This is a genomic window from Priestia sp. 53B2 (assembly GCF_056099005.1).
Map to the genome: position 1 here is coordinate 1 of NZ_JBLZXA010000020.1, position 26686 is coordinate 26686.

At 38.7% G+C, this 26686-nt stretch carries 24 protein-coding genes; 15 read left to right on the forward strand and 9 right to left on the reverse strand.

From position 1 onward, the window contains the following. Positions 1 to 152: 152 nt before the first annotated feature. A complete protein-coding gene (locus ACN6NE_RS14225; protein WP_013055361.1) occupies positions 153 to 713 on the reverse strand; it encodes a DUF2777 domain-containing protein in 561 nt (186 codons plus the stop codon). A 171-nt stretch (positions 714 to 884) separates the two neighbouring features. On the opposite strand from ACN6NE_RS14225, the gene asnB reads away from it, so the two are divergent. The 12 genes from asnB (at position 885) to ACN6NE_RS14285 (ending at position 18042) form a co-directional block, all read left to right on the forward strand. Continuing rightward, the gene (asnB, locus tag ACN6NE_RS14230; RefSeq protein ID WP_129706179.1) at positions 885 to 2732 is read left to right on the forward strand and encodes an asparagine synthase (glutamine-hydrolyzing); all 1848 of its coding nucleotides are present in this window, start codon (positions 885 to 887) and stop codon (positions 2730 to 2732) included. A 315-nt stretch (positions 2733 to 3047) separates the two neighbouring features. Beyond that, positions 3048 to 4580 (forward strand): phytoene desaturase family protein, encoded by a 1533-nt coding sequence (locus ACN6NE_RS14235; RefSeq protein ID WP_129706181.1) that lies wholly within the window; start codon positions 3048 to 3050, stop codon positions 4578 to 4580. Continuing rightward, positions 4577 to 6034, forward strand: a complete 1458-nt coding sequence (locus ACN6NE_RS14240) for a phytoene desaturase family protein (protein ID WP_129706183.1) — start codon at positions 4577 to 4579, stop codon at positions 6032 to 6034. Before ACN6NE_RS14235 ends, ACN6NE_RS14240 begins: the two co-directional genes overlap by 4 nt. Before the next feature lie 58 nt (positions 6035 to 6092). Further along, complete coding sequence (locus ACN6NE_RS14245) at positions 6093 to 6941, forward strand: phytoene/squalene synthase family protein (protein WP_129706185.1); 849 nt, start codon at positions 6093 to 6095, stop codon at positions 6939 to 6941. Between the two features lie 186 nt (positions 6942 to 7127). After that, positions 7128 to 7469 carry a P-II family nitrogen regulator gene (locus tag ACN6NE_RS14250; RefSeq protein WP_025749925.1) on the forward strand — a complete coding sequence of 114 codons (342 nt, stop codon included), beginning with the start codon at positions 7128 to 7130 and terminating at the stop codon, positions 7467 to 7469. A 37-nt stretch (positions 7470 to 7506) separates the two neighbouring features. Next, positions 7507 to 8907: an ammonium transporter gene (locus ACN6NE_RS14255; protein ID WP_474325717.1), complete on the forward strand. Its 1401-nt coding sequence runs from the start codon at positions 7507 to 7509 to the stop codon at positions 8905 to 8907. Between the two features lie 149 nt (positions 8908 to 9056). Beyond that, complete coding sequence (locus tag ACN6NE_RS14260) at positions 9057 to 10571, forward strand: alpha-amylase family glycosyl hydrolase (protein WP_474325719.1); 1515 nt, start codon at positions 9057 to 9059, stop codon at positions 10569 to 10571. A gap of 57 nt (positions 10572 to 10628) precedes the next feature. Further along, positions 10629 to 11663 carry a LacI family DNA-binding transcriptional regulator gene (locus ACN6NE_RS14265; protein WP_129706192.1) on the forward strand — a complete coding sequence of 345 codons (1035 nt, stop codon included), beginning with the start codon at positions 10629 to 10631 and terminating at the stop codon, positions 11661 to 11663. Between the two features lie 377 nt (positions 11664 to 12040). Continuing rightward, a complete protein-coding gene (gene pruA / locus ACN6NE_RS14270; RefSeq protein ID WP_474325721.1) occupies positions 12041 to 13588 on the forward strand; it encodes an L-glutamate gamma-semialdehyde dehydrogenase in 1548 nt (515 codons plus the stop codon). Between the two features lie 23 nt (positions 13589 to 13611). Next, positions 13612 to 14817 (forward strand): ornithine--oxo-acid transaminase, encoded by a 1206-nt coding sequence (locus ACN6NE_RS14275; RefSeq protein ID WP_129706194.1) that lies wholly within the window; start codon positions 13612 to 13614, stop codon positions 14815 to 14817. 103 nt (positions 14818 to 14920) lie between these two features. Continuing rightward, positions 14921 to 16600 carry a M20/M25/M40 family metallo-hydrolase gene (locus ACN6NE_RS14280; RefSeq protein ID WP_129706196.1) on the forward strand — a complete coding sequence of 560 codons (1680 nt, stop codon included), beginning with the start codon at positions 14921 to 14923 and terminating at the stop codon, positions 16598 to 16600. 23 nt (positions 16601 to 16623) lie between these two features. Continuing rightward, on the forward strand, positions 16624 to 18042 hold the full coding sequence (locus ACN6NE_RS14285) for an amino acid permease (RefSeq protein WP_129706198.1): 1419 nt from the start codon (positions 16624 to 16626) through the stop codon (positions 18040 to 18042). 27 nt (positions 18043 to 18069) lie between these two features. Here the strand turns inward: ACN6NE_RS14285 and ACN6NE_RS14290 are convergent, their stop codons facing one another. The 3 genes from ACN6NE_RS14290 to ACN6NE_RS14300 form a co-directional block, all read right to left on the reverse strand. Next, a complete protein-coding gene (locus ACN6NE_RS14290; RefSeq protein WP_129706200.1) occupies positions 18070 to 19482 on the reverse strand; it encodes a sigma-54 interaction domain-containing protein in 1413 nt (470 codons plus the stop codon). A gap of 104 nt (positions 19483 to 19586) precedes the next feature. Further along, positions 19587 to 20456 carry an SDR family oxidoreductase gene (locus ACN6NE_RS14295; protein WP_474325723.1) on the reverse strand — a complete coding sequence of 290 codons (870 nt, stop codon included), beginning with the start codon at positions 20454 to 20456 and terminating at the stop codon, positions 19587 to 19589. A gap of 140 nt (positions 20457 to 20596) precedes the next feature. Beyond that, on the reverse strand, positions 20597 to 21088 hold the full coding sequence (locus ACN6NE_RS14300; RefSeq protein WP_013055376.1) for a YajQ family cyclic di-GMP-binding protein: 492 nt from the start codon (positions 21086 to 21088) through the stop codon (positions 20597 to 20599). Between the two features lie 255 nt (positions 21089 to 21343). Here ACN6NE_RS14300 and ACN6NE_RS14305 point away from each other — a divergent pair, with 255 nt between their 5' ends. Beyond that, positions 21344 to 22207, forward strand: coding sequence for a CvfB family protein (locus tag ACN6NE_RS14305; RefSeq protein ID WP_129706204.1), 864 nt, complete (start codon positions 21344 to 21346; stop codon positions 22205 to 22207). Between the two features lie 34 nt (positions 22208 to 22241). Here ACN6NE_RS14305 and ACN6NE_RS14310 read toward each other — a convergent pair whose 3' ends face one another. Both ACN6NE_RS14310 and ACN6NE_RS14315 read right to left on the reverse strand, forming a co-directional pair. Further along, positions 22242 to 22373, reverse strand: a complete 132-nt coding sequence (locus ACN6NE_RS14310) for a DUF3941 domain-containing protein (RefSeq protein WP_129706206.1) — start codon at positions 22371 to 22373, stop codon at positions 22242 to 22244. 52 nt (positions 22374 to 22425) lie between these two features. Beyond that, complete coding sequence (locus ACN6NE_RS14315; RefSeq protein WP_474325725.1) at positions 22426 to 23286, reverse strand: DegV family protein; 861 nt, start codon at positions 23284 to 23286, stop codon at positions 22426 to 22428. A gap of 256 nt (positions 23287 to 23542) precedes the next feature. Between ACN6NE_RS14315 and ACN6NE_RS14320 the strand changes: the two genes are divergently transcribed. Next, positions 23543 to 24382, forward strand: a complete 840-nt coding sequence (locus ACN6NE_RS14320; protein ID WP_042992588.1) for a YitT family protein — start codon at positions 23543 to 23545, stop codon at positions 24380 to 24382. Between the two features lie 37 nt (positions 24383 to 24419). Here the strand turns inward: ACN6NE_RS14320 and ACN6NE_RS14325 are convergent, their stop codons facing one another. From ACN6NE_RS14325 to ACN6NE_RS14335, 3 genes are all read right to left on the reverse strand, one after another. Next, positions 24420 to 25034, reverse strand: coding sequence for a DUF3813 family protein (locus ACN6NE_RS14325; RefSeq protein WP_129706212.1), 615 nt, complete (start codon positions 25032 to 25034; stop codon positions 24420 to 24422). 3 nt (positions 25035 to 25037) lie between these two features. Next, positions 25038 to 25190, reverse strand: a complete 153-nt coding sequence (locus ACN6NE_RS14330) for a hypothetical protein (RefSeq protein ID WP_013055382.1) — start codon at positions 25188 to 25190, stop codon at positions 25038 to 25040. 118 nt (positions 25191 to 25308) lie between these two features. Then, complete coding sequence (locus ACN6NE_RS14335; protein ID WP_129706214.1) at positions 25309 to 26121, reverse strand: Cof-type HAD-IIB family hydrolase; 813 nt, start codon at positions 26119 to 26121, stop codon at positions 25309 to 25311. 235 nt (positions 26122 to 26356) lie between these two features. Between ACN6NE_RS14335 and ACN6NE_RS14340 the strand changes: the two genes are divergently transcribed. Further along, complete coding sequence (locus ACN6NE_RS14340; protein ID WP_013055384.1) at positions 26357 to 26665, forward strand: metal-sulfur cluster assembly factor; 309 nt, start codon at positions 26357 to 26359, stop codon at positions 26663 to 26665. Positions 26666 to 26686 lie beyond the last annotated feature (21 nt).

Consider the following 26686-nt stretch of genomic DNA (forward strand, 5'->3'; position numbering starts at 1 on the left):
TCCCTATATGAGTTGCGCTTATTTAGGTACAAATCAATAGCCTTCAACTTATCTTCAAATGTATGTCTAGACATACAAGCACCCCAATCATTAGAGTTTCTTTGTCTAACAATTGGGGTGCAGTTCAGATAAGATAGCTTTTTTCTTTTGCTTTAATCTAAAAAAAGATTCATTGAACGTTCTCCATCATTAACGGTATATTCAAATCGATCTAGGTGATGCGTGCCTCGTTCGAATAAATGCTGAACGGCACAAATTTTTTCCTCATTGTCATAAATGATAAAATTAGCACCTTTTGTATCACCGTCTGTCGGTAAAAAACATAATGTGTTGTGACAGTAAATACAATCATAAAGAGAGAATTTTAATGAATTTAAGTGCTGAGTGAATGATAAAAAGGTCTCTTTCGGTAGTGATTGAAGAAGCTGTTCGTATGCATAAGGTAGCTTTTTAGTCAGTCTTAGCTTATCCCCATTTCGCAATAAATACGTTCCATCGTGAAGCTTTATTTGACGGTCATCAACCATAATGGCTTTTTCCCAGCGTGTATCAATAAGAAGTTCTAATGTATCATCCATTACTTCATGGAGCATGGAAGCTTCGTCACTTTCATCTTCAAAGAAAATCCACTGTGAATCAACACATTCAACCGTACCAATCACGAAGGAACGCGGCTGATTGTTCAGAGCTTGTTGTTTAGAATAATGATTCATAATCAAACCTCCGTGTGAAATTTATCCATATTTTTTTATTGCCTAAAAAAGCTCTCTTTATAACTCGAAAGTGAAAATAAAATATAAGGACAATTCAACTGTAACTATTGCGTGCATACAATGGCATTATTTCATTCATAAACAAGAGCGTGAAAGAAAGGATGATAAACGATGTGTGGTATAACGGGTTGGGTCGACTTAAAGCGATCGCTTTTAAATGAAACAGCAACAATAACAAAAATGGCTGACACTTTATCGAAAAGAGGTCCTGATGACACCAACGTATGGACACAGCAGCATGTTGCTTTTGGGCACAAACGCTTAGTTGTAGTAGATCCTCAAGGCGGAAGACAGCCGATGACACGAGAAAAAAATGAACAGCTCTATACGCTTTGCTATAATGGAGAGCTTTACAACACAGAAGATATTCGGAAAGAATTACTAAAAAGAGGTTATCAATTTCAGGGACATTCAGATACGGAAGTACTTCTAACATCTTATATAGAATGGAAAGAATCATGCGTAGATCATTTTAATGGTATCTTTGCTTTTTCAATCTGGGATGAAGCCAATGAAAAATTATTTATAGCACGCGACAGAATGGGAGTGAAGCCCTTATTCTATCGATCTTATGAAGGTGGAGTTCAATTTGCATCTGAATTAAAAGCGATATTAGCTCATCCTGAGGTGAAAGCGGAAGTAGGATTAGATGGATTAGCAGAAGTGTTTGGCTTAGGACCTTCTCGTTCTCCCGGCCACGGCGTATTTAAAGAAATAAATGAATTGCGCCCGGCTCACGCGCTCACGCTTACGCGTGACGGGTTGAAGATTTGGCGATACTGGAACGTAAAAAGTGAGCAGCATACAGATGATTTAGGTGAAACTACAGAAAAAGTTAAATTTTTAGTGCAAGACGCGATTGTAAGACAGCTAGTGTCGGATGTCCCGGTTTGTACATTTTTATCAGGTGGAGTAGATTCAAGCGCCATTACAGCAATTGCTGCAAATGCGTTCAAAGAAAGCGGCAAGGGCTCTCTTCATACGTATTCTATCGATTATGAAGACAATGATAAATTTTTTAAAGCAAATGAGTTTCAGCCAAATTCTGATGGGACTTATATCAAGCTCATGTCGGATACGTTTCAAACAAATCATCACCGCTGCATTATTTCAACGGAGGACCTTGTGCAGCATTTAACAGAGGCTGTAGAGGTGAGAGACCTTCCTGGAATGGCTGATGTAGATTCATCGCTGCTTTGGTTTTGCCGTGAAATCAAACAAGATTTTGTCGTGAGCTTATCAGGAGAATGTGCGGATGAAATTTTTGGAGGATATCCGTGGTTTCACCGAAAACATGATTTGTCTTCGGATACCTTCCCGTGGATGCGTTCATTAGATGCTCGAATTGATTTGCTGCAAAGTTCATGGAGAAAGAAATTACAGCTAGAAGATTATGTGCGTGCAAGATATGAAGAAACATTAAAGGAAGTGCCTGAATTAGAAGGTGAATCGTTAGAAGATGCGCAGCGGAGAAAGCTGTTTTATTTAAATCAGATTTGGTTTATGACAACTTTATTAGATCGTAAAGATCGTATGAGCATGGGCGCGAGCTTAGAAGTACGCGTACCTTTTGCAGATCATCGCCTTGTGGAATATGCATGGAATATTCCGTGGGAGATGAAAATGACGGGCAATAAAGAGAAAGGAATTTTACGCAAAGCGCTTGAAGGAATTTTGCCTCATGATGTTCTTTATCGCAAGAAAAGCCCTTATCCTAAAACGCATAACCCAGCTTATACAAAAGCTGTAACTGTATGGCTTCAATCTCTTTTACAAGATAAACAGTCACCTCTTCATGAATTTTTTGATAAGCAACAGTTAAAGCATATTATTGATACAGGCGGAGAAGGATTTAAAGCACCGTGGTTTGGTCAATTAATGACAGGACCTCAGCTGCTAGCTCATCTAGCTCAAATTCACGTCTGGTTTACTCACAATAATATTCAAATTGTTGAATGACAGAACCCTCGCAGTACAGAGGGTTTTTTTTATGAAATAAGTCATCTGTTTCTCTTTTTTGCACGTTTAACTAGAGAAGAAGACCGCAGTCTATTTTTGTATAACTTTACATAGATATAAAATAAAAGCTTGAAAGCACCAAATAAAGGGAAAGTGTACTGAAACCCTGGAAAAATGGTACAAACGTCATATTTTAATGGTTTAGTTATTGGTAATTTTATGATTCGAATAAAGACAAGCAGTTTATCGTTGTGTTTAATAATAAAGCTTTGTATAATGTTTGTATAACTATTGTATAGGATTAGGAGTGTATGTATGCAAAAAAACGTAATCGTGATTGGAGCAGGTCCAGGAGGACTAGCGGCAGCGATGCTGTTAGCAAGTCATGGCTATAAAGTAGATGTATATGAAAAGCAAGGATACGTGGGCGGGCGAAATTCAGCGATTAAAATGTCAGGTTATACGTTTGATATGGGTCCTACATTTTTGAGCATGCCACAGATTTTTGAAGAATTATTTCAAGCTGCTAATCGCAATGCGCATGATTATATGGACTTAAAACGTCTAAATCTCATGTATGAGCTTATTTTCGATGATGCGCAGATTCAGATGACGGATAACCATAAAAAGATGAAAGAAGAAATCGAACGTTTATACCCAGGAAACGGAGAAGGCTACGAGCGCTTTATGAAAGACACCGAAGCAAAGATGGCGGCTTTGCTGCCTTTATTGCAGGGCGAGATGGATCGTTTTCATCACTATTTAAAGCCTGAAGCAATTCGAGCACTGCCGCATTTATCCTTAGGTAAAACGCTCTATGAGGTACTTGGCAAGTATTTCACTGATGAGAAATTGAAATTAGCTTTTACTTTTCAATCGAAGTACTTGGGAATGTCCCCTTGGGAATGTCCAGGAGCCTTTTCTATTTTATCGTTTATGGAACACGCTTACGGTATCTTCCATCCAATAGGAGGAGTAAACCAACTATCTCAAGCAATGGCAAAAGTAGTGGAAGAACATCAAGGGCACATCCACTTAAACCAAGGTGTCCAAAAACTATGGATTGAAAATAAGAGAGTAAAAGGAATTATTCTAGAAAATGGAGAGCGAATAGGGGCAGACGACGTCATTATTAATGGAGATTTTGCTCATGCAATGACGAATTTAATAGATGAAGGCACCCTTAAAAAATATGCAGTTAAAAAACTTGAAAAGAAAAAATACTCTTGTTCTACTTTCATGATTTATCTAGGCATAGACAAACAGTACAAAGATCTGCCTCATCACACGATTGTGTTTGCTGAAGATTATAAAAAAAATGTAGAAGAGATCACAAAAACGCTAGCTCTTTCAGAAGACCCTTCTATCTACATCCAAAACCCAGGTATAACAGACCCAACTTTAGCACCAGAAGGAAAGTCTGCTCTTTATATTTTAGCGCCGGTTCCAAATAATTTCAGCGGTGTAAACTGGGATGAAAAACAAAAAGATTTTCGGGATGCAGTATTAAAAATTGTAGAAAAGAAAACGGGTTTCAAAGATTTAGAGAGTCATATTGAAGTTGAAAAAATCATTTCACCAAAGCAGTGGGAAGAAGACGTGCTGGTCTATAAAGGAGCGACATTTAACCTTGGACATCAGCTCACTCAAATGATGGTGCTGCGTCCGCATAATAAATTTGAAGAATTAGAAAATTGCTGGCTAGTTGGAGGAGGAACTCATCCAGGGAGCGGTCTACCAACTATTCTGGAATCATCTCGCATTACGACAAAGCTCATCTTAAAAAGAGACGGACAATTACTGAATGAGCCGTTTAAAACCATGAAGGAAATGGAGAGTGCATTATGAGAACAGCAATTGTTGGAGGCGGCATAGGCGGTTTAATTACCGCTTTGTTATTAAGGAAACGAGGATTTTCTGTTGATATTTTCGAAAAAGAAAACAAGCTGGGCGGTCGGCTGGCGTTTGTAGAAAAAGACGGCTATAAAATTGATGAAGGTCCCACGATTGTCTTACTGCCTTTAATGCTTGAACGTATTTTAGATGAAGCAGGCATTTCTGCTTCTCAATATGAACTAATACGCTGTGATCCACTTTATGATATTCATTTTCCAGACGGTACGACCTATACAAAAAAAGCGACTGAAAAAGATCAGTTAGAGGAGATTAGCCGTTTGTTTCCAGGCGAAGAGCAAAACTACCGGCGTTTTATGTCTGAATTAAAAAAGCGATTTGAATTAGGAAGTAAGGCATTTTTGGAAAAAACATTTGTAAATAAACGAGATTTTTGGACATGGCAAAACATCAAGGCATTAAAAAAAATGAATGCAAATAAATCAATGAGAAAATTTGTTTCAACGTATTTCCATGATGAACGTCTAGTAGATGCCTATTCGCTGCAATCTCTCTATATTGGAGGAAATCCTTATTCGGCGCCAGCTATTTATTCCCTTGTTCCTTACAGTGAGCATGCTCATGGCATCTATTACGTAAAAGGCGGATACGCAAGTCTTGTGCCACTTCTTGAAAAGGCGCTGATAGAGCAAGGTGTAAACATTCATTTGAATAAGGTGGTTCAAGAGCTTTCTATATCAGGAGACAAGACGGAAGGGGTTATTGTTGACGAAAAACTTTATCCATTTGATCAAGTTGTTTTAAATGGCGACTTTCCTAATATGGCGAAAATTGCTCGAAAAAAAGAAAAGAAGTATATGCCTTCGTCCAGCTGTCTGCTGCTTTATCTTGGTTTGAAGAGAAAATATGATCATCACAATGTGCATCAATACTTTATGGGCAATGATTTGGCTAAACATATGGAAGCAGTGTTTAAGCATAAAACGATTCCTGAAGATCCCGCTATTTATACATTTAATCCCTCTGTTATTGATCCATCGTTAGCCCCTGAAGGGAAAAGTGTGCTATATGCGCTTGTACCGGTTCCATCCGGTGGCCACATTGATTGGAGCAATCAGCAAGATTTTGTTGATGAAATCATTCGAACTTTAGAAGAAAAAGGGTTTGAAGAGCTTCGTAAAGAAATAGAGTGGGTAAAAGTACGCACGCCAAATGATGCTCAAGCATTTGGACTTTACGAAGGAGGAAGCTTTGGTATTGCTCCTGAGCTGTTTCAATCGGGCGTATTCAGACCCCAGTACCAGCCGTACGAATATAAAAATGTTTTTGCGGTCGGAGCATCTATTCATCCAGGCGGAGGCGTGCCGATTGTTATGCAAGGAGCAAAAATGTTAGCTGATCATCTTATTGAACAATCATCTGTTCAAACGGTTGCAAAGCTTTCTTAAGATCTTGTAAGCCATAAGGAAATGATGGTTTATCCTTTAATAGAGAAAGGGGTCCTATATGATGAACATTTCGTTAGACAAAGCGTACAATCAGTGTGAAGAAATTATTAAAGAAAACTCAAAAACGTTTTACAAAGCTTTTTCCATGCTGCCGTCAAAACAAAGAAAGGCAGTATGGGCAGTATATGCATTTTGCCGTCAAGTCGATGATATTGTAGATGAAGGATGCAACCCTGAAATAGAGCTGCAGCAATTCGAATCAGAATTTGCCCGATTTAAAAATGGAGAACTATTAAACGAAAGCGCCATGTGGGTAGCTCTGCGCAATGTATTCGAACAATATGAGATGAATGTTCAAGCGTTTGATGATATGATTACCGGCCAGAGAATGGATTTAGTAAAAAAAGAATACGATACGCTTGATGAAGTGAAAACATACTCTTATCACGTAGCGAGTACGGTAGGGTTAATGCTTTTACCGATTTTAGCTCCAACTACTCATAAAGATTTAGAAGAAGAAGCAGTTGCATTAGGCATTGCGATGCAGCTGACCAACATTTTAAGAGATGTTGGGGAAGACTTAGAGCGAGGGCGCATTTATTTACCGAAAGACCTTATGAATTCTTACGGATATACGCGCATGCTATTAGAGAACCGGTGGGTCACTTCTGAGTTTATAGAGATGTGGGAGCACCTGGCCAAAGAAGCTGAAATGTATTATCTAAAAGGACTTCAGTCGATTCATAAATATCCGGTGGCTTCTCGTTTACCTCTTACAGGAGCGGCGCATTTATACCGAGCGATTCTTGATAAAATTCGAAAAGAAAATTATGACGTATTTACAGAAAAGCACTTTGTCACAAGTCAAGTGAAAAAGAAAATTATGACATCTATTTCTACGGGGTAACGCAAAGGAATTACTTTTCCTTTGCGTTGCTTTTTTTTTGAAAAGATATGAAAGCGTTAACTATTATGTAAATAAGAAAAAAGTCTCATTTTTATCACATATTAACTTGAATATTCAGAAAATTATCTATATGATAATATACATAACATTAAATGTTAATAAAACTAACATGGAAGAGGGGTTACGATGAAAAAAGTAGAAGCCATCATTCGTCCAGAAAAATTTCAAGCGCTGCGCGTAAAATTAGAGGAAGTAGGAATAAACGGATTAACGGTCTCAGAAGTAGCAGGATGCGGTCAGCAAAAAGGAGAGCAGGGACTGTTCAGGGGACAAAGTTTTGAAATCAAACTAGTACCTAAAGTCAAGGTAGAAATGATTTTAGAAACAGAACAAGTTGATGAAGTCATTAAGATCATTCAATCAATTTGTTCTACGAATCAAATAGGCGACGGAAAGGTTTTTGTATATCCGGTAGAGGATGCTGTACGAATTAGAACAGGAGAAGCAGGTGTAGAGGCTATTTTATAAAAAGAGAGTGTTATTTTAATAGAGGGGGAGTTAAGCGTTGAAAAAGAAAATTAGTGCGGCTTTGTTTATTAGTTTGTTGGCGGCAACACGCGTTAATGCGGCTGACCCAACTGTTGAATCAGTCAGCGCATCAATTGACATGATGTGGGTAATGTTTGGGGCAGTACTTGTGTTTTTAATGCACGCAGGGTTTGCGATGGTTGAAACAGGCTTCACTCGTTCGAAAAATTCGCTTAATATCTTAATGAAAAATATGCTAACGGTAGCTGTGTCTTCCGTCTTGTATTTTGTGGTTGGTTTTGCGCTTATGTTTGGAAGTTCTAAAGGAGGATTTATCGGTTCGAGCGGTTTCTTTTTAAATGGAGAAAACGATCAAATGAGCTTTTTTGTCTTCCAACTTGTTTTTGCAGCAACGTGCGCTACGATTATTTCAGGAGCGGTAGCAGAACGTATGAAATTATCCAGCTATATGGTGCTCACAATTGCTATGGTAGCTGTTATTTATCCAGTTGTAGGTCACTGGGTATGGGGAGGAGGATGGTTGTCTAAACTAGGCTTTGTAGATTTTGCAGGGTCGACAGTTGTTCATTTGACTGGAGCTCTTGGTGCGGCTGTAGCAGTTACTTTTCTAGGAGCGCGTCTTGGAAAGTATGGAAGCGATGGAAAAGTCAATGCTATTCAAGGACATAATATTCCACTTGGCGCCTTAGGTGTATTTATCCTCTGGTTTGGCTGGTTTGGATTTAATGGAGGAAGTACATTAGCAGCGGATCCTGCCCTTGTACCAGGAATTATCGCAACTACATTAATGTCTGGGTCATGCGGAGTCCTGTCTTCTGCTTTATATACAAAGTTTCGCTACAAACGTATTGACGCTAGCTTAACATTAAACGGTGCCTTAGCTGGACTTGTAGGGATTACAGCTGGAACAGCAAACGTATCGATTCCTGGTGCGATCGTCATTGGGCTAATTGCAGGAATTATTCTAGTAGAAGCTGTGCATTTTATCGATAGCAAAATGAAGTTAGATGATCCAGTTGGTGCTATTACTGTTCATGGAATTTGCGGTATTTGGGGGACGTTAGCAGTGGGGCTGTTTGATACGGCTAATGGTTTATTTTATGGTGGTGGCGTACAGCTATTAGGTATTCAAGCTCTTGGAATTATAGCTGTGATGGGCTGGACAATTGGAACGGTTGGGTTATTCTTATTTGTTCTCACGCGTTTTTCTTCTATTCGAGTATCAAGTGAAGAAGAAATTGCTGGTTTAGATTTTGCTGAACATGGTTCATCCGCATACGAATTTCGTGAAAGTTTTGTAGCGACAGGAGACGGTAATCTTCATCCTGAATTTGGTGTTGGATTGATTGATCGATTGAATAAAGTTGGTAAAGTATCGGATAAACCTCATATATCGAACGTAAATGAGACGGTATAGCAGTATATAGATGAAAAAAAGTGATTAAAAGTAAAAACTTTTAATCACTTTTTTTGTTTTTATCAACTTATTTAACAATAATGTAAGCGTTAACGTTATAATGGAAACAAAAGTGAGTTTGAAACAGTTCGTCTATAGGAGGAGAATAGATGAAATGGAAAAGGACAAGTATGCTACTTATACTATTATTGCTTTTTGGAAGCAGCGCCTCAGCGCAAGATCATAAAGATATACGTGATGAGGTAATATACTCATTGATGATTAACCGTTTTTATAACGGAAGTGAACAGAATGATCGAGATGTTAACTATGAACGCTCAGATGCCTATTATGGAGGCGATTTACAGGGAATAGCACAAAAGCTAGACTATATTCAAGAGATGGGATTTACCGCTGTTTTATTAACTCCTTTTATGGAAAATGATGAGACAGGCTATCATGGATATGCGGTGACCAACCATTATAAAATAGACGATCATTTTGGAACGTTAAAAGACTTACAAAATCTTGTGAAGAAAGCACATGAGCGCAATATAAAAATTATGGTCGAATTTCCTTTGACAATCAGTAACAATCATACCTGGGTAGCAGATAAAGGAAAACAAACATGGATAAGTAATGAATCCGGTACAGATAACGAAGTAATTAAAGCATTGCCTCACCTTAATTTAAAAGAAAGCGCTGTGCAGAAATACCTTATTAAAAATGCTGCTTGGTGGAGCAAACAAGCAGATATTGACGGATATTACGTTAAAGATATCGATCAAGCTCCTTCTGCATTTATTTCATCCTTTTCTCAGACGCTAAAAAGCATGGATCCTTCTTTTCTATTAATAGGAGAAATAAACGGGCAACCATTAAAAAAAAATGAGCAGGCTGATTCGTTAGGAGTGGATTTGCTTGTAGATAGAACGCTAGCCGAAGCCACTGCTGCTACGTTTAGCGGTACTAATCGTCCGCAGAAAATGTTGTATGACAAGTGGGGAAAAGGAAGTAATCAGCCTTTAGCCAATTTTTTAGATGATGTTCATAGCACACGTTTTACAGCACAAGCATTAAAGAGTGAAAATCATCCTGGAGCCCGAACAAAGCAAGGGCTTTCCTATCTTTATACTTCGCCGAGTGTACCAATCGTTTTTTATGGAACGGAAATTGCGCTGAATGGGGGAAAGGGAGCAGAAAATTATGGCATGATGAATTTTTTAGCTAATCCCGATATTATAGATCATTTAAAAAAACTGGCTGAACTTAGAGCAAAGTCGCCTTCTCTTCGAAAAGGAAGCTTTACCCTTGTGTCTGAGCAAAAAGGTGTGGCTGTATACAAGAGAAGGTATAAGGACGAAACGACATTTGTTGTGGTTAATAATACAAAGGAAACGTCGGCCATTAATGTCCCGCTTAAAAAAGTTGGAAAAGAAAATGAACTAAGAGGGTTAATAACGGAAGGAATTATACGACCCGTTGACGATGTATACAACATTTCATTGGAGCCTGAGACCACAAATGTATATAAAGTAGTGAAAAAGTCAGGGTTTAATATTGGATATATCGCAGCGGTTGCTGCTGTTTATACGGGATTTGGCATCTTTTTGTACAAAGCATCTTCAAAAAGAAGAAAAGAAAAGAAAATTTCTCAATCTCGTAAAAAGGACAGCGCGTCGTAGTTGTCAAATTATATTGGATAAGTATTAATGAAGAAAACATAATTAAGAGGTGGAATTATGGGTGTAACAATAAAAGATGTGGCAAATTTAGCAAATGTAGCCCCTTCGACGGTATCTCGCGTCATTGCAGACAGCTCAAGAATTAGTGAAAAAACAAAACAGCGCGTGCGATCGGCTATGAAAGAACTTGGTTATCACCCAAATATTATTGCGCGAAGTCTAGCAAATCAAACGACAGAGGCAGTCGGCCTAGTGATGCCGAGCTCAGCAGACAAGGTGTTTCAAAATCCATTCTTTCCCGAAGTGCTAAGAGGAATCAGCACTGGAGCTCACGAAAACAAAAGAGCGATTTATATGTCCACTGGAGAAACGGAAGAAGAGATTTTTGCAGAAGTTGTTCAAATGGTACAGGGGAGACGAGTGGATGGATTAATTTTGCTGTACTCCAAAGTTGATGATCAAGTACTTTCTTATTTGCAAGAACAGAGCGTGCCGTTTGTAGTTATCGGAAAGCCGTTTAAACATAGTGAAAGCATCACGTTTGTTGATAATGATAATTTTAAAGCTGGAAAAGAAGCGACGGAATATTTAATTGAATCTGGGCATGAGCGTATTGCTTTTATTGGCGGAAGTCTTGAATTAGTCGTTACCATTGACCGTTTAACTGGCTATGATAAAGCGATTCAAAAAGCAAACATTCCTTACCGGGACGAGTATGTGATTCATGAAGAATTTCTACAGAAGGGAGGAAAAGAAGCTGTTTGCGAACTTTTATCTCTAAAAGAACGTCCAACGGCTCTAGTAGTAGCAGACGATCTAATGGCATTAGGCGTTTTAAATACATTGGATGAAATGGGGATTGCAGTTCCTGAAGACATTTCGATTGTCAGTTTTAATAATGTTCTGATCGCCGAAATGGCTAGACCTGCTCTCACATCTATTGATATTAATATTTTTGAACTTGGTTATCAGGCTGTACGCTGCTTGATTAAGCAGATTGAAACGCCATATGCTGTTGCAGAACAAGTGCGCGTTCCTCACAAAATGATTAAAAGACATTCCTGTAAAACCATTCAAATGACGAAAAGATAACTTTATATACAAATAGAAAAGAGGCTGTAACAAAAGTATTGTAGTTGAAGGAAGATCCGAACGAGTTTGATTCTTGATGGAGAATCAAACTTGTTCGGATTTTTTTGTTGGTAGGGTAAACGTGGGTAGCTGCTTCTTAGCTGGTGATTGGGTTGATTTAGGTATGTCTCAATATATTCTTTATGCCAAAAATATTGGCGTTTAAAGTGCAAAAAAATATACACATGCCAATTATTTTTTCCTTTATCAAAAAGAAAGAATGATAGAAGTGGTGAAAACCTTGATGACAAATAGGCTGTAAAGTTTTATTAAAAGTTGGCACGCTATTTGCATAACTATAAAGTAAACAAAGATTTGCATACTAGGAGGTATATATCATGGTAGTTTCTTATTCTCATGAACCATTTACAAATTTTAAGGACGAAAACAATAAAAAGGCATTTCAAGAAGCATTAACATATGTAAATACACAGCTTGGCAAAACGTACCCGCTTGTGATCGACGGTGAAAAAGTGGAAACTGAAGAGAAAATTACGTCTGTTAACCCAGCGAATATAAAAGAAGTGATTGGATATGTCTCTACAGTAAATAAAGATCTAGCAGAGCAAGCGATGCAGTCAGCTTTAAAAGCTTTTGAAACGTGGAAAAAATGGAAAGTAGAACATCGAGCAGATATTCTTTTCCGTGCAGCGGCCATCATCCGTCGCAGAAAGCATGAATTTTCTAGCTATCTTGTAAAAGAAGCAGGAAAGCCTTGGAACGAAGCAGATGCTGATACAGCAGAAGCAATTGATTTTTTAGAGTACTATGCACGTCAAGTCCTGACATTAAAAGATGGTTCTCCAGTACAAAGTCGAGACGGTGAGTATAATCAGTACAATTATATTCCGCTTGGCGTAGGTATTATCATTTCACCATTTAACTTCCCGTTAGCTATTATGGCTGGAACAGCAGTAGCAGCTATTGTAACAGGCAACACGATTTTATTAAAGCCAGCTGATGCCACTCCTGTAGTAGCAGCGAAATTTGTAGAAGTAATGGAAGAAGCAGGTTTACCGAAAGGCGTATTAAACTTTATTCCTGGTGCTACACCTGAAATCGGTGACTACTTAGTTGAACATCCAAAAACACGCTTTGTTTCATTTACCGGCTCGCGCGCAGTAGGTTGCCGCATTTACGAAAGAGCAGCAAAAGTACAGCCGGGCCAAAAATGGATAAAACGCGTTATTGCTGAAATGGGCGGAAAAGATACGGTGGTTGTAGACAAAGATGCGGATCTTGATTTAGCTGCTTCTTCAATCGTATACTCTGCATTTGGTTTTGCAGGGCAAAAGTGCTCCGCTGGTTCTCGTGCTGTTGTGCATCAAGATGTGTATGATGAAGTCCTTGAAAAAGCAGTTGCGCTAACAAAAACATTAACCGTTGGAAACCCGGAAGAAGTTTCAACTTATATGGGACCTGTTATTCACGAGGCTTCGTATAACAAAGTATTATCGTATATTGAAATTGGAAAAGAAGAAGGACGGCTTGTTGCGGGAGGAGAAGCAGACAATTCAACTGGATACTTTATTCAGCCAACTATTTTTGCGGATGTAGATGAAAAAGCTCGTCTCATGCAAGAAGAAATTTTTGGTCCGGTAGTAGCATTCTCTAAAGCGCGAGATTTTGATCATATGATGGAGATTGCAAACAATACAGAATATGCATTAACAGGCGCTTTATTATCAAATAACCGCGAGCATATTGAGCGCGCCCGTGAAGAGTTCCATGTTGGAAATCTGTATTTTAACAGAGGATGTACAGGAGCGATTGTTGGGTACCAGCCTTTTGGCGGATTTAATATGTCAGGAACGGATTCAAAAGCAGGCGGACCGGATTATCTTGTTCTTCACATGCAAGCAAAAACAACATCTGAAACATTCTAATTGGAAAATAAGGAGGAGTAAATATGACAACTGAAACACAAAAAACGGTGAAAATCATTGAGCAAACAGAAAAATTTGGGGCACACAACTATCATCCGCTGCCGATTGTAATTGAAAAGGCAGAAGGCGTATGGGTACACGATCCAGAAAATAATAAATATATGGATATGCTAAGTGCTTATTCTGCTGTTAACCAAGGACATCGCCATCCAAAAATTATTGAAGCATTAAAACGTCAAGCTGATAAAGTAACGTTAACATCACGAGCGTTTCATAATGATCAGCTTGGTCCATGGTATGAAAAGATTTGTAAATTAACAAATAAAAATATGGCTCTTCCAATGAATACGGGAGCAGAAGCGGTGGAAACAGCTATTAAAGCTGCACGCCGCTGGGCTTACGATGTGAAAGGCGTTGCTGAAAATCAAGCACAAATCATCGCGTGTGTGGGCAACTTCCACGGTCGTACAATGACAGCTGTTTCCTTATCGTCTGAAGCAGAATATCAACGTGGTTTTGGACCGATGCTTCCAGGGCTTCAAACCATTCCTTACGGTGATTTAGAAGCGTTAAAAGCTGCTATTACACCAAATACAGCCGCATTTTTAATTGAGCCAATTCAAGGTGAAGCAGGTATCGTTTTACCGCCAGAAGGCTTTTTAAAAGCTGCAGCTGACTTATGTAAAGAGCATAATGTGCTATTTATTGCTGATGAAATCCAAGTTGGCTTAGCGCGTACAGGCAAAATGTTTGCTTGTGATTGGGAAGGCGTAGAACCAGATATGCTGATTTTAGGTAAAGCCCTTGGAGGCGGAGTTTTTCCTATTTCTTGCGTAGTAGCTAATGAAGACATTTTAAGTGTCTTTAACCCTGGCTCTCATGGTTCAACGTTTGGAGGAAATCCGCTTGCTTGTGCCGTGTCATTAGCTGCTTTAGAAGTAATTGAAGACGAAGAACTTCCAGCGCGTTCATTAGAATTAGGTTCTTATTTTAAACAGAAGCTCCAAAGCTTAAGCAATCCAATTATTAAAGAAGTGCGCGGCCGCGGTCTATTCATTGGGGTAGAATTACATGAAGAGGCTCGTCCTTATTGTGAAAAATTAAAAGAACAAGGTTTGCTTTGTAAAGAAACGCACAGTACGGTAATTCGTTTTGCGCCTCCGTTAACGATTTCAAAAGAAGAGTTGGACTGGGCGATTGAACGAATTGAAAAAGTATTTGCTGAGTAATCGGTCTAAAGTAAATAAAAATAGTACGATATGTATATATCGTACTATTTTTATTCATATGCAGCTAAATAACGTTTTTATTTGATAGGCAGGAGGAATAGAAGTGTATACCCAACTCTCACGGCTAAGGATGGAAGAGCAAGTTGAATGTTTAACAAAAGCGTTAGTTAAAATCAAAAGTGTCAACGGGACAAGCGGTGAAGTGAAGATTGCTGATTTTATTAAAAACACGCTTCAAAGTTTTCCTTATTTCAAAGACAATCCGCTTCACGTCTGGGAACAGAAAATTAATGGCGATGCGCTAGGCAGAAAAAATGTATTCGCTTTTATTCAAGGCAGCAGAAAGAATGCTCAAACGATTATTTATCATGCGCACTTAGATACGGTTGGCATCGAAGATTTTGGTTCATTAAAAGACATAGCGTTAGATCCAGAAGAACTTCAGCGCTATTTCTCTATGCATAATATTAATGAAGATGTACAGCGAGATGCCAAATCAGGTGAATGGATGTTTGGAAGAGGAAGTGTTGATATGCAAAGTGGAATTGCTGTACATTTAGCCAATGTGCTGCATTTTACTAAGCATCCAGATCAATTAGAAGGAAACGTGCTTTTTATGGTCAACCCAGATGAGGAAAGTCAGCATGCTGGAATTATTTCTGCTGTTTCTGAACTGAACCGTTTGAAAAAAGAAAAAAATCTTTTATATGTAGCAGCGATTAATACCGACTTTATTACACCCCTTTACGATGGAGATTCCACGCGCTATATTTATACAGGAGCCGCTGGGAAACTGCTTCCATGTTTTTATATTTACGGAAGGGAGGTACACGTAGGAGATACGCTTGCTGGTATAGATCCTAATTTGATTGCATCTGAGATTACGGGAAGCATCCATAACAATATTAATCTAGCTGAAAATATTGAAGGAGAGCTGGTACTGCCACCTTCCTGCCTGTATCAACGAGATAATAAAGAGGCTTATAATGTGCAAACCGCTGTAAGCAGTCATTTGTATTTTAACTATTTCATCTATGAACGAACGGCAAAAGAAGTGATGAGTCAATTAATTGGATTATCAATCGAAGCATGTGAAAAAGTGGAGAAAAAACTTTCTGATTATTACGAACTTTTTGTTCGAAGAACGAATTTACCAAAGCGAAACTTGTCTTGGAAAGTGGATGTTGTGAGTTTGGAAGATTACCTGGAAGAATTGGATCAAAAAGGGATAAATGCTCAGGCTTGTATTGAACGAGCTTTCGAACAGTATGCGCATTTAGAACTTAGAACAAGGTGCTTTAAAGTAATTGAAGAACTTCAAAAGTTAGATCCGCATCAAAGTCCGCGCGTAATTGTCTTTTTTGCACCGCCTTACTTGCCTCATAATCACTTGAAGAAAGACGAAAGCAGAGATCAGCAGCTTCTTTATCCCTTGCAAGCAGCTGTGGAGAAGGTTGGAAAACAGATGGGAGAGACGTTTCAGTTTAAAAAATTTTTTCCCTACCTAGCGGATGGCAGCTTTTTATCTCTTCATGAGACAGATGAGGAAATCGATGCTTTTACACGTAACTTTCCGGGGTGGGGGATTGCAGGGGCGATTCCTTTCCGTGAAATTCGAGAGTTAAATATTCCGTCCATCAATATAGGAGTATATGGGAAAGACGGACATAAGTGGACAGAGCGAGTGTATAAGCCTTATTCGTTCGGAGTTCTTCCTAAGTTGATTCAAGAAACAACTGTTCAGATGCTAAAAAGTAGGCATGCTTGTACAAACCACATATAAGAAAATGAAGAACGGAGGTACCGATGAATAGACATACAGAACAAAACCAATTACAGAGAACAATGAAAAGCAGACATTTATTTATGATTGCGTTAGGAGGCGTTATAGGGACAGGACTATTTTTAGGTTCGGGTTTTACTATTAGCCAGGCAGGGGCAGGTGGAGCCATTCTTGCTTATATAATAGGCGGTTTCCTCATGTACTTAGTTATGCTTTGTTTAGGAGAGCTAGCGGTAGCGATGCCGGTTTCAGGTTCCTTTCAAGAATATGCCACAAAGTTTTTAGGACCTTCTACAGGCTTTATGATTGGATGGCTGTACTGGTTCAGCTGGGCAAATACAACAGGGCTTGAATTTACTTCAGCAGGAATTTTAATGCAAAGGTGGTTTCCTGATGTACCTATATGGTCATGGTGCTTGATTTTTGGCGTCATTACCTTTTTAATTAACGCTCTTTCCGCTCGAAGCTATGCTGAAACGGAATTTTGGTTTTCGAGCATTAAAGTTACCGCTATTATTCTATTTATTTTAATTGGAGGAGCTGCTGTTTTTGGTTTTATCGACTTTAAAGGAGGAGAACCTGCACCGTTTCTTTCGCATTTCACCCAAGGTGCAGGTCTTTTTCCGAATGGAATACTGGCAGTTCTATTAACTTTAGTAACGGTTAACTTCTCGTTTCAAGGAACGGAGCTTGTCGGTATTGCAGCAGGAGAAAGTGAAAATCCTGAGAAAACGTTGCCGCGATCCATTCGAAATGTCATTTGGAGAACGCTGTTTTTCTTTGTGTTAGCTATGTTTGTGTTAGTCTCTATTCTGCCATACAAAACAGCAGGCGTCATTGAAAGTCCGTTTGTTGCCGTATTAGATCAAATTGGCATTCCATACGCAGCGGATATCATGAACTTTGTCATTTTAACAGCCGTTCTATCAGTGGCGAACTCCGGCGTTTATGCTGCTTCTCGTATGCTTTGGTCACTGTCAAACAGCAATATGGGGCCAAAACCTTTGAAAAAATTATCTTCAAAAGGTGTTCCAATTAACGCGTTAATTGTGACAATGATTATTTCAGGGTGCTCGTTGATTACAAGCGTCGTGGCTGCTGAAACCGTATATCTTTGGTTTATTTCGATTTCAGGAATGGTGACCATTATTGTTTGGATGTCCATTTGTGCCTCTCAATTTATGTTCCGCCGTCGTTTTTTAGCGGAAGGAGGAGACATAAAGGAATTGAAATTTAAAACGCCGCTTTATCCGTTCGTTCCTATTCTAGGTTTTTGTTTGTATGGACTTGTATTAATCAGCTTAATTTTTATTCCGGATCAACGAATTGGTCTTTACTGTGGGGTCCCTTTAATCATTGTACTCTACGTGTATTATCACGTAGGAATCAAGAAAAATATTGATCAAAAACAATCGGATTCACCGGTTTATAAAGCAAAATAAAAAAGAAGTGCACTGTGCACTTCTTTTTTATTTAGAGCGGATGTTTAATCGTTTCATACGATACTGCAAGCTTTGTCTGGTCAGCCCTAGTATCTTAGCACTTTTTGAGATGTTGTGATTGTGTTGTTCAAGCGTTTGTTTAATACATTCTGCTTCAAACGCTAACAGCTGTTCCTTTAAAGGAAGAGAAGGGTGAAAAGCGCTTGGATAAGAAGGTGCGTCACTGCTTGCTTTATTTTCAAAATGTTCATGCTGCTTTAGCTGGAACTTCGTTCTGTATTGGAAAGGAAGGTGAGAATAGTGAATAACATCTTCGTCCATCACCAAGTTCATTGCACCTTCAATAATGTGTTCTAATTCCCGTACGTTCCCTGGCCAGTCATAAGAGAGAAAAGAAGACATGACTTGGTGATCTACGGTTTTTACATTCATCTGAAACAAATCATTGTATTTTTTGATGAAAAACTTTGTTAATTCAATAATATCTTCTTTTCGTTCACGAAGAGGAGGAATAAAAAGCGTCACGACGCCAAGTCGATAATATAAGTCTTTGCGTAATCGGTTTTCTGCAATCGCATCGATTGGATCTTCATTCATGTTCGCGATCACTCGAACGTTAACCGGTTTGTCCACTGTATCCCCAATTCTTCGTACAGTTTTTTCCTGCAGCACTCGAAGAAGCTTAGCCTGAAGATTTGGGTTTAACGAGTTGATTTCATCTAGCAGTAATGTGCCTCCTTGCGCTTGTTCGAAAAGACCAGGATTATCCATTGCACCTGTAAAAGCTCCGCGTTTCGTACCGAACAAAAGGCTTTCAATTAAATTATCCGGTAGCGCAGCACAGTTTTGTGAAATAAAAGGAGCAGAAGAGCGGCTGCTGCCATTATGTATGCTTTGAGCAAACAGTTCTTTTCCCGTGCCTGTTTCTCCAATAATTAAGACATAAGAAGGAGTTCTAGTAGCGCGCTTGGCGTCTTCAATCACATCGTGAACGGCTTGACTGTTTCCGATGATGCTATCAAACGTAAAGCGTGTGTTTCCTTTTTGCCTAATGTTTTGCCGGATTAGACGCTCTAGTTTCGTCACGTCCTGAGCAATTTCAACCGCTCCTTGAATGACCCCGTCTTTTAAAATAGGGAAAGTATTATTAATCGTCGTGATTTCTTGTCCTTGATTGTTGAAATACGTTTGCTTGACGTTAACCGTTTCTTTTCCTTTTTGCAGCGCCTGTACAAGCGTGCTTTGCTGATTTTCTTTGAACATAAACACATCTAACAAGTTTTTATGTAAAACGTCTTGTTCATCCATCAGCTCCATCTTTGTCATCTTTTCATTATAAATAATCGTTTTTCCTGTTTCATCGACCGCATGGATACCGGCATCGACTTTATTTAAAATGGTTTCATATATATGTTTAAGAGTGCTTAATGTATCGGTCATTCAAATACTCTCCTTTAGCGGTGTTCATATCTCTATTTAAACAAAAATAGCTGAATTCTGATAGTGTTTCCACATAAAAATAAATGAATGACCGAAGAGAAATGTTATCCGTTTACAATGGATCCCCCATTAATGTGCAGAACTTGCCCGGACATATAAGAAGAATCAGAGCTTGCCAAATATACATAGGCCGGTCCGAGCTCAGAAGGCTGTCCTGCCCGTTTCATAGGTGTATTAGACCCAAATGTCGCAACTTGCTGTTCGTCGAACGTAGACGGAATAAGAGGTGTCCAAATAGGTCCCGGAGCTACGCCGTTTACGCGAATGCCTTTTGTTGCGAGCGAAGCTGATAAAGAACGCGTAAAAGCAACGATAGCACCTTTGGTTGAAGAGTAATCAATCAGCTGATCATGCCCATGGTAAGCTGTCACAGACGTTGTATTAATAATAGCGCTTCCTTGTTTTAAATGAGGCAATGCAGCTTTGGTCAGATGAAAAATTGAAAAAATATTCGTTTGAAACGTACGAGTAAGCTGTTCAGTCGTGATATCCGTAATACTTTTTTGAGGATGCTGTTCAGCTGCATTATTGACTAAGATGTCTATTTTTCCGAAAGTCTGAATGGCCTTTGAGACGACTTCTTGACAAAAATGCTCATCTCCTATGTCACCAGCAAGTAACAAACAAGAAGCTCCCATTCGTTCAACTTGTTTTTTGGTTTCATTTGCATCATCATGTTCATTAAGATAGGTTATGACAACATTTGCGCCTTCTTTAGCGTAATGATAAGCGACAGAACGTCCAATGCCGCTGTCTCCTCCGGTGATAACACCTACTTTGTTCTGTAATTTTCCGCTTGCCTTATAGTCTGGAGCGATAGAGATAGGGATTGGATGCATATCTTTCTCAATACCTGGCTGAGTTTGCTGATGCTGAGGAGGGAAGTTTTGATTTTGATTTTGATTTTGATTCATTGGTATACACTCCTTAATTAATATGAGTATGTAAGCGTATACTAGTATTTGTTAAGAAAGTGTATCTATGCATAGGAATAAGCCTGAACGAATAAAAAAAGGCTTTAAAAGAAAAAATGAATGCCGGGGCATCCATTTTTTTAGCGGTAATTAATAAATTGTACGTCAATAGGTAAATCAGCGCTGCGAATAGCTGAAATAATTTGCTGCAGGTCATCACGATTTTTACCGCTTACGCGAAGCTGATCATCTTGAATCTGGCTTTTTACTTTTAAACCAGTATTTTTAATAATTGTATTTAGCTTTTTAGCGTTGTCTTTGTCGATACCTTGAATTAGCTTGGCGCGTTGTCTAACCGTTCCTCCAGAGGCGTTCTCAATTTTTCCATATGAGATATTGCGTGTAGGTACGCCGCGTTTAATAAGCTTAGAGATCAGTACGTCTTTTAACTGTTCAAGCTTAAATTCATCATCAGAAATAAGAACAAGCTCTTCGTTTTCAAGCGAGATTTCGCTTTTACTGCCTTTAAAGTCGTAGCGGGTTTTAATTTCTTTTGTTGCCATGGTAATGCCGTTTGTTACCTCTGATAAATCGACTTGTGACACAATGTCAAATGAACTATCTTTAGCCATAATAACCTCCATATGTAAAGAGTTTGTTCTTTTATTATAAATAAAACACAAACTGTATACAACTGATATTGAATAGAGAGCCGGTAATTGATACAATACAAGTTATGCTTTTTGTTGTAAGCTATAGAAGCAGCTTTTTTAAACAATGCATGCATTTAAGTTGATTTGAAATTTAAAATGCTGTTCGATGCAAAGTGAGAAGGTATGTGGTGACGGAATAGTCACTACTAATTTATATAAAGGATGGATAGAACGATGAATGTAGAAGCTGGGATGAAAGCGTATTTAACAGTAAACCGGGAAACGCCGATTGGTTATATGTTAGCAGAAGGTGAAGAAGAAATTTTGCTACATAAAAATGAAACAACAAGAGAACTTGCTGAAGGAGAAGAAGTAGAAGTTTTTCTATACCTTGATCAGCATGACCGTTTAACGGCAACGATGCACTTACCTCTTGTTGAAGAAGGTGTTTATGAGTGGGTTGAGGTCGTAGATGTTAATCCAGGTTTGGGCGTGTTTGTAAATATCGGCATGAACAAAGATATGTTAATTGGTTCAACAGACTTACCTGCGCTAGAAGATCTGTGGCCAGAAGCCGGAAACAAGGTTTACTGTACAATGAAGATTTCAAAGCGCGGTAAGATGTATGGAAAAATTGCTACAGATGATGTGATGAAAGCAATGGCATTAGATGCTCCGCCCGAACTTTTTAATCGTGAAGTGAGCGGATACATCTATCGCGTACTGCGCGTAGGTTCATTTATTATGACAGATGAAGGATATGTTGGATTTATTCATGAAAGCGAGAGACGCAAAGAACCAAAGCTTGGTACGTATGTAACAGGCCGCGTAATTAATGTAAAAGAAGACGGAACGCTAAACGTATCGCTTCTTCCTCGCAAGCAAGAAAGCATGGATGAAGATGCACAAGTACTATACGATTACATGGAAAGCCGCGGTGGTGTTATGCCATTTTGGGATAAAAGCTATCCAGAAGATATTCGTGAGCGCTTTAATATGAGTAAAGCTGCGTTCAAACGTGCGCTTGGTAAACTGATGAAAGAAGGAAAAGTTTATCAAGAAGAAGGATGGACATATTTTAAAAAAGAAGAAAACTAAAAGGAGAAGCCGCTGAAAATTCAGCGGCTTCTTTTTATAAGTGATCAGTTTTTTTAGAAAATGAATGTTTTCCAAGCTCACGGTTATGCTTAGTTTGCAGATTCTTTTCGTGAAGCTTTGCGTTATTATCTTTTGCTTTTTTATCGTTATCGCTCGTTTTTGGCATTGTGATACACCCCTTTTTGATCGTACCTTTAGAATGCCCTGACCTCTTTAAATTATTCGATGGTTTCGTTCAAAAAGAAGACTGCAATCGTCCCTGGGCCAGAGTGAGAACCTATGGCTGCACCAATAATATTAATAATAAAATGTTTGGTTCCAAAACGTTCTTGAATCATCTCTTTCAGCTGAAGAGCTGTTTCTAAATCATCTCCATGGCTAATTCCAATGGTTTGAGAAGAGAGGTTTTTTCCTCGCTCTTCCATCACGTCAAGCATGCGTTTAAATACTTTTTTACGGCCGCGGATTTTTTCGATTGGAATCAATTTTCCATCTTCCACATGAAGCAGCGGCTTAATATTAAGCAGACCTCCTACAAAAGCAGAAGCTTTGCTCACGCGGCCTCCTTGAGCAAGAAAATCTAGGTCATCGACCGTAAAAATATGCTCCATATGCAGAGCGTATTGTTTTATTTTTTCTGTCATCTCTACTAGTGAGAGGTTTTGTTGTAGTAATTGTGCTGCATAATAAGTAACTACTCCTTGGCCAAGAGATGCACATTTCGTATCGATTATTTCTAATTGAAAATCAGGATATTTTTCTAGGAGTTCTTCTCGAATCATCATTGCTGTTTGATATGTACCGGATAATTCTGAAGAAAAAGCTAAATAAATGCACGAATCATCTGATTTAGCTATGTTCTCAAAGACTTCATACATAGTAGTTGGAGCGGCTTGAGATGTTTTTGGCATTTTGCCTTTACGGATGGCTTCGTAGACAGAAGCTGGTTGAATCGTTTGCAGATCTAAAAATTCTTGATTATCCAAGCTTACGCGAAGCGGTAAAAAGCCAACGTTATTTTCTTGAAAAAAGGATAAAGGCAAATCGCTTGCACTATCGGTTAAAAGTTTAATTGACATAAATGTCACCTTCCTAATTGCATTTATAAAATATTAAATGAGTTTGATGTATAAACATTGAGAAGCGTTATATACGACATAGTATTAGTGTATAAGCACTTTGAGGAAAATACAATTTTTGAATAAGTTTTTTTAATTCGGCCAAATCGTACATACTATATGTACTAACTATTTTAAAGGTGCTGACTTTATTCATTTTATAAATGGGTATAAGAAAGTAAGAAGTTTTAAAAAAGCGGAGGTCGGTCATTTGAATATGTGGCTTGAAGCAAAAAAAGCGATAGTCGTCTTGGTAGGAGCATTATTGAATGCGCTTGCGCTCAACTTGTTTTTGATACCTGCTAATGTATATTCGAGCGGCTTTACGGGAGTAGCGCAGCTTGTTTCGAGTATCGTGACAGATTACACCCCTTTTACTATTTCCACTGGAGTGCTGCTGTTGTTGTTAAATATTCCTGTAACTATTTTAGGGTGGAAAAAAGTTGGGAAGTCATTTACTGTTTACAGCTTTATCAGCGTTGCTGCAACAACTTTGTTTCTTGGAATTATTCCTATTCAAGCACTTTCTAAAGACATCATCCTTAACGCAGTTTTTGGAGGCGTTATTTTAGCGGTGGGGGTAGGAATTACGTTAAAATTTGGAGCTTCAACTGGTGGGCTCGATATTATTGCCCTGATTTTGTCTCGAGTAAAAGACCGACCAATTGGCACTTATATGTTCATATTAAACGCAATTATTATCGTGCTAGCAGGTCTTTTATATGGTGCTGAGAAGTCACTCTATACGCTTGTGACGCTTTATACAACTACTCGCGTCATTGATGTTATTCATACGCGTCATGTCAAACTTACAGCAATGATCGTAACGAAAAAAGGAGTGGAGCTAAGAAAGGCGATCCACGCCAAACTCGTGCGAGGGATTACGGCGGTACCGGCTAAAGGCGGCTTTACAAATGAAGATAAAGAAATGCTAATGATTGTTTTGACTAGATATGAATTATTTGACTTGGAACGAGTGATTAAAGAGGTAGATCCTAAGGCATTTACCAATATTGTTCAGACAACGGGAATCTTTGGTTTGTTTCGCAAGGATTAAAAAAGGTCCAGGTAATTAATTACCTGGACCTTTTGTATTAATGTGTACCTTTTAAGTCATTAGAAAGCTCTTGAAGCTGAGCTTGTTCTTCAGGAGAAGCATTTTGCTGCGCATGAGACAGCATATCAGCTGCTACGTTTTCACTAGACGTGTGAGCTTCACCGTGAGCGTGAGACTGACCGCCTTCTAAAGTGCTTTGAAGCTGTTCAAGCTGGCTCTTTTCTTCAGGAGAAGCATTTTGCTGTGCATGAGATAATATATCAGCTGCCACGCTTTCACTGGACATGTGAGCTTTACCGTGAGCGTGAGACTGACCGCCTTCTAAAGTGTTTTGAAGCTGTTCAAGCTGTGCCTTCTCTTCAGGAGAAGCATTCTGAACGATATGAGACAGCGTATCAGACGTAATGTCTGCGCTTTTCTCTTGTGAATGTGATTCTCCATCTGTATCATACGCTTGATGCAATGAGTTTTGGAATTGCTTCAACTGCTCTTGCTCCTCAGGAGAAGCGTTAGAAGCAATACTATTTAATACGCCTTCTGAAATATCAAGCTCACCATTGCCGTGCTTTTGACGGTGAAGCTGATCTTCTGAATGGCCGGATACTGCATTTCGAATCGCATCTTTTACTTGACCAAAAAGTGAATTTTTCATAAGTTACTGTCCTCCATGAGGAGTTTGGCGCTGCTGAGCTTGAAATGCTTCTGCCTCTGCCATAGTCATATGATAAGGAATTCGTTCATCATGTTTTTGAACTGCGTCTGCACCTTGTTTCACAAAACGTTTTGATCGATTGCCTCTGCCCATCATAAATTCCTCCTCGTAATATAAATAAAACCGACACCTTAAGAAGTGTCGGTTATAGTGTGTGCTAAATAAAAAAAATGATAGCGATAAAAATTTACCTTGCTTTTCAAAAAAAGCTAAGTTATAAATTTAACGTTTTTTCCAAATAATAAGCAATACCATCATTTTCATTCGATTTTGTTACTTCACGCGCTAGCTGCTTTAATTCGTTAATACTATTTTCCATGGCGATACCGTGTCCTGCAAATTTAATCATTTCAAAATCATTGTCTTCATCTCCAAACGCAATAATTCGTTCGCGTGGAATTTGATAATGATTAGCTACGCGCTCAAGACCTACAGCTTTATTAAGTCCTTTTTTTACAATTTCAACCACATGCCAAGGTGCTCCCCAGCGTCTATGTTCTAGTACTTCTGCATGAACATCTGAAAGGTGAGAGCGTATATCTTGTACATGTTCTTCATCTGCGTGAATTAAAATAGACGTTGGATCGTGCTGTAGCGTATGACGCAAATCACCCGTTTGTAATTTAGGATCCCCTAGGCTAAGTACATCCATTAATTTTCGATCTTCAAAATGAAGATACACATCATCTTGTACTTCTGCCATGATATTGTTGATACGATAGTCTTGCATAGCTGTCACAATGTCATGGACAGTGCAGCGGTTTAAAGGTTCGTGATGCGTGCCGAAATCAGGCTGAAGGGGGTGATGGACAAGCGCTCCGTTAAAGTTTACGATAGGCGTGGATAAATCTAATTCGCTGTAATACATAGCACTGGAACGATAAGGTCTTCCAGTTGCAATCATTACAATATGTCCTTCTTGTTTGGCTTTTTCTAATACCCGTTTTGTTATAGGTGAAATGGTTTTTTCATTCGTTAACAATGTTCCATCCAGATCTAAGGCGATTAAGTGTTGATCGTTTCTCATATAGGGCTCCTTTTAAATTGAAGTAGTTATACGATTATATTGAATTCTACTAATATTCATGCTTGTATTCCCATATTTTACACAACTTTTCCTTAGGAGCAAAGCAGAACGATTGACATGCAAAAGCTGTCTTGTTACGGTGTAAGACATAGTTATTGATTGCTTACGATAAATTGTTTCAGGGTATATTTAATACGTGAAGATAATTACGGAAGTAAAAGAAAGGAGAATGAATATGGATAAACAGTTAGAAGATAAAATCATGGAATCACTAGAAGAAGTAATTGATCCAGAGCTTGGCGTTGATATCGTAAATTTAGGCTTAGTGTACGGTGTAGAAATGGAAGAAAACAACACGGTTATCGTGACGATGACGTTAACTTCTATCGGCTGCCCGCTGGCTGGTGTGATTGGCGAACAGGTGAAAAAACAATTAATTTCTCTTGAAGAAGTAGAAAATGTAGAAGTGAATATCACATTTAATCCGCCATGGGATAAAGATCGCATGACGCGCTACGCTAAAATTGCATTAGGTGTTCAATAAGAAAAAAGCCATCAACGATGG

Bases quoted from the DNA above. Each gene is read 5' to 3' on its own strand.
- ACN6NE_RS14225 (WP_013055361.1), bottom strand. From the start codon at position 713: ATGAATCATTATTCTAAACAACAAGCTCTGAACAATCAGCCGCGTTCC.
- asnB (WP_129706179.1), top strand. From the start codon at position 885: ATGTGTGGTATAACGGGTTGGGTCGACTTAAAGCGATCGCTTTTAAAT.
- ACN6NE_RS14235 (WP_129706181.1), top strand. From the start codon at position 3,048: ATGCAAAAAAACGTAATCGTGATTGGAGCAGGTCCAGGAGGACTAGCG.
- ACN6NE_RS14240 (WP_129706183.1), top strand. From the start codon at position 4,577: ATGAGAACAGCAATTGTTGGAGGCGGCATAGGCGGTTTAATTACCGCT.
- ACN6NE_RS14245 (WP_129706185.1), top strand. From the start codon at position 6,093: ATGATGAACATTTCGTTAGACAAAGCGTACAATCAGTGTGAAGAAATT.
- ACN6NE_RS14250 (WP_025749925.1), top strand. From the start codon at position 7,128: ATGAAAAAAGTAGAAGCCATCATTCGTCCAGAAAAATTTCAAGCGCTG.
- ACN6NE_RS14260 (WP_474325719.1), top strand. From the start codon at position 9,057: ATGAAATGGAAAAGGACAAGTATGCTACTTATACTATTATTGCTTTTT.
- ACN6NE_RS14265 (WP_129706192.1), top strand. From the start codon at position 10,629: ATGGGTGTAACAATAAAAGATGTGGCAAATTTAGCAAATGTAGCCCCT.
- pruA (WP_474325721.1), top strand. From the start codon at position 12,041: ATGGTAGTTTCTTATTCTCATGAACCATTTACAAATTTTAAGGACGAA.
- ACN6NE_RS14275 (WP_129706194.1), top strand. From the start codon at position 13,612: ATGACAACTGAAACACAAAAAACGGTGAAAATCATTGAGCAAACAGAA.
- ACN6NE_RS14285 (WP_129706198.1), top strand. From the start codon at position 16,624: ATGAATAGACATACAGAACAAAACCAATTACAGAGAACAATGAAAAGC.
- ACN6NE_RS14290 (WP_129706200.1), bottom strand. From the start codon at position 19,482: ATGACCGATACATTAAGCACTCTTAAACATATATATGAAACCATTTTA.
- ACN6NE_RS14295 (WP_474325723.1), bottom strand. From the start codon at position 20,456: ATGAATCAAAATCAAAATCAAAATCAAAACTTCCCTCCTCAGCATCAG.
- ACN6NE_RS14300 (WP_013055376.1), bottom strand. From the start codon at position 21,088: ATGGCTAAAGATAGTTCATTTGACATTGTGTCACAAGTCGATTTATCA.
- ACN6NE_RS14305 (WP_129706204.1), top strand. From the start codon at position 21,344: ATGAATGTAGAAGCTGGGATGAAAGCGTATTTAACAGTAAACCGGGAA.
- ACN6NE_RS14310 (WP_129706206.1), bottom strand. From the start codon at position 22,373: ATGCCAAAAACGAGCGATAACGATAAAAAAGCAAAAGATAATAACGCA.
- ACN6NE_RS14315 (WP_474325725.1), bottom strand. From the start codon at position 23,286: ATGTCAATTAAACTTTTAACCGATAGTGCAAGCGATTTGCCTTTATCC.
- ACN6NE_RS14320 (WP_042992588.1), top strand. From the start codon at position 23,543: ATGTGGCTTGAAGCAAAAAAAGCGATAGTCGTCTTGGTAGGAGCATTA.
- ACN6NE_RS14325 (WP_129706212.1), bottom strand. From the start codon at position 25,034: ATGAAAAATTCACTTTTTGGTCAAGTAAAAGATGCGATTCGAAATGCA.
- ACN6NE_RS14330 (WP_013055382.1), bottom strand. From the start codon at position 25,190: ATGATGGGCAGAGGCAATCGATCAAAACGTTTTGTGAAACAAGGTGCA.
- ACN6NE_RS14335 (WP_129706214.1), bottom strand. From the start codon at position 26,121: ATGAGAAACGATCAACACTTAATCGCCTTAGATCTGGATGGAACATTG.
- ACN6NE_RS14340 (WP_013055384.1), top strand. From the start codon at position 26,357: ATGGATAAACAGTTAGAAGATAAAATCATGGAATCACTAGAAGAAGTA.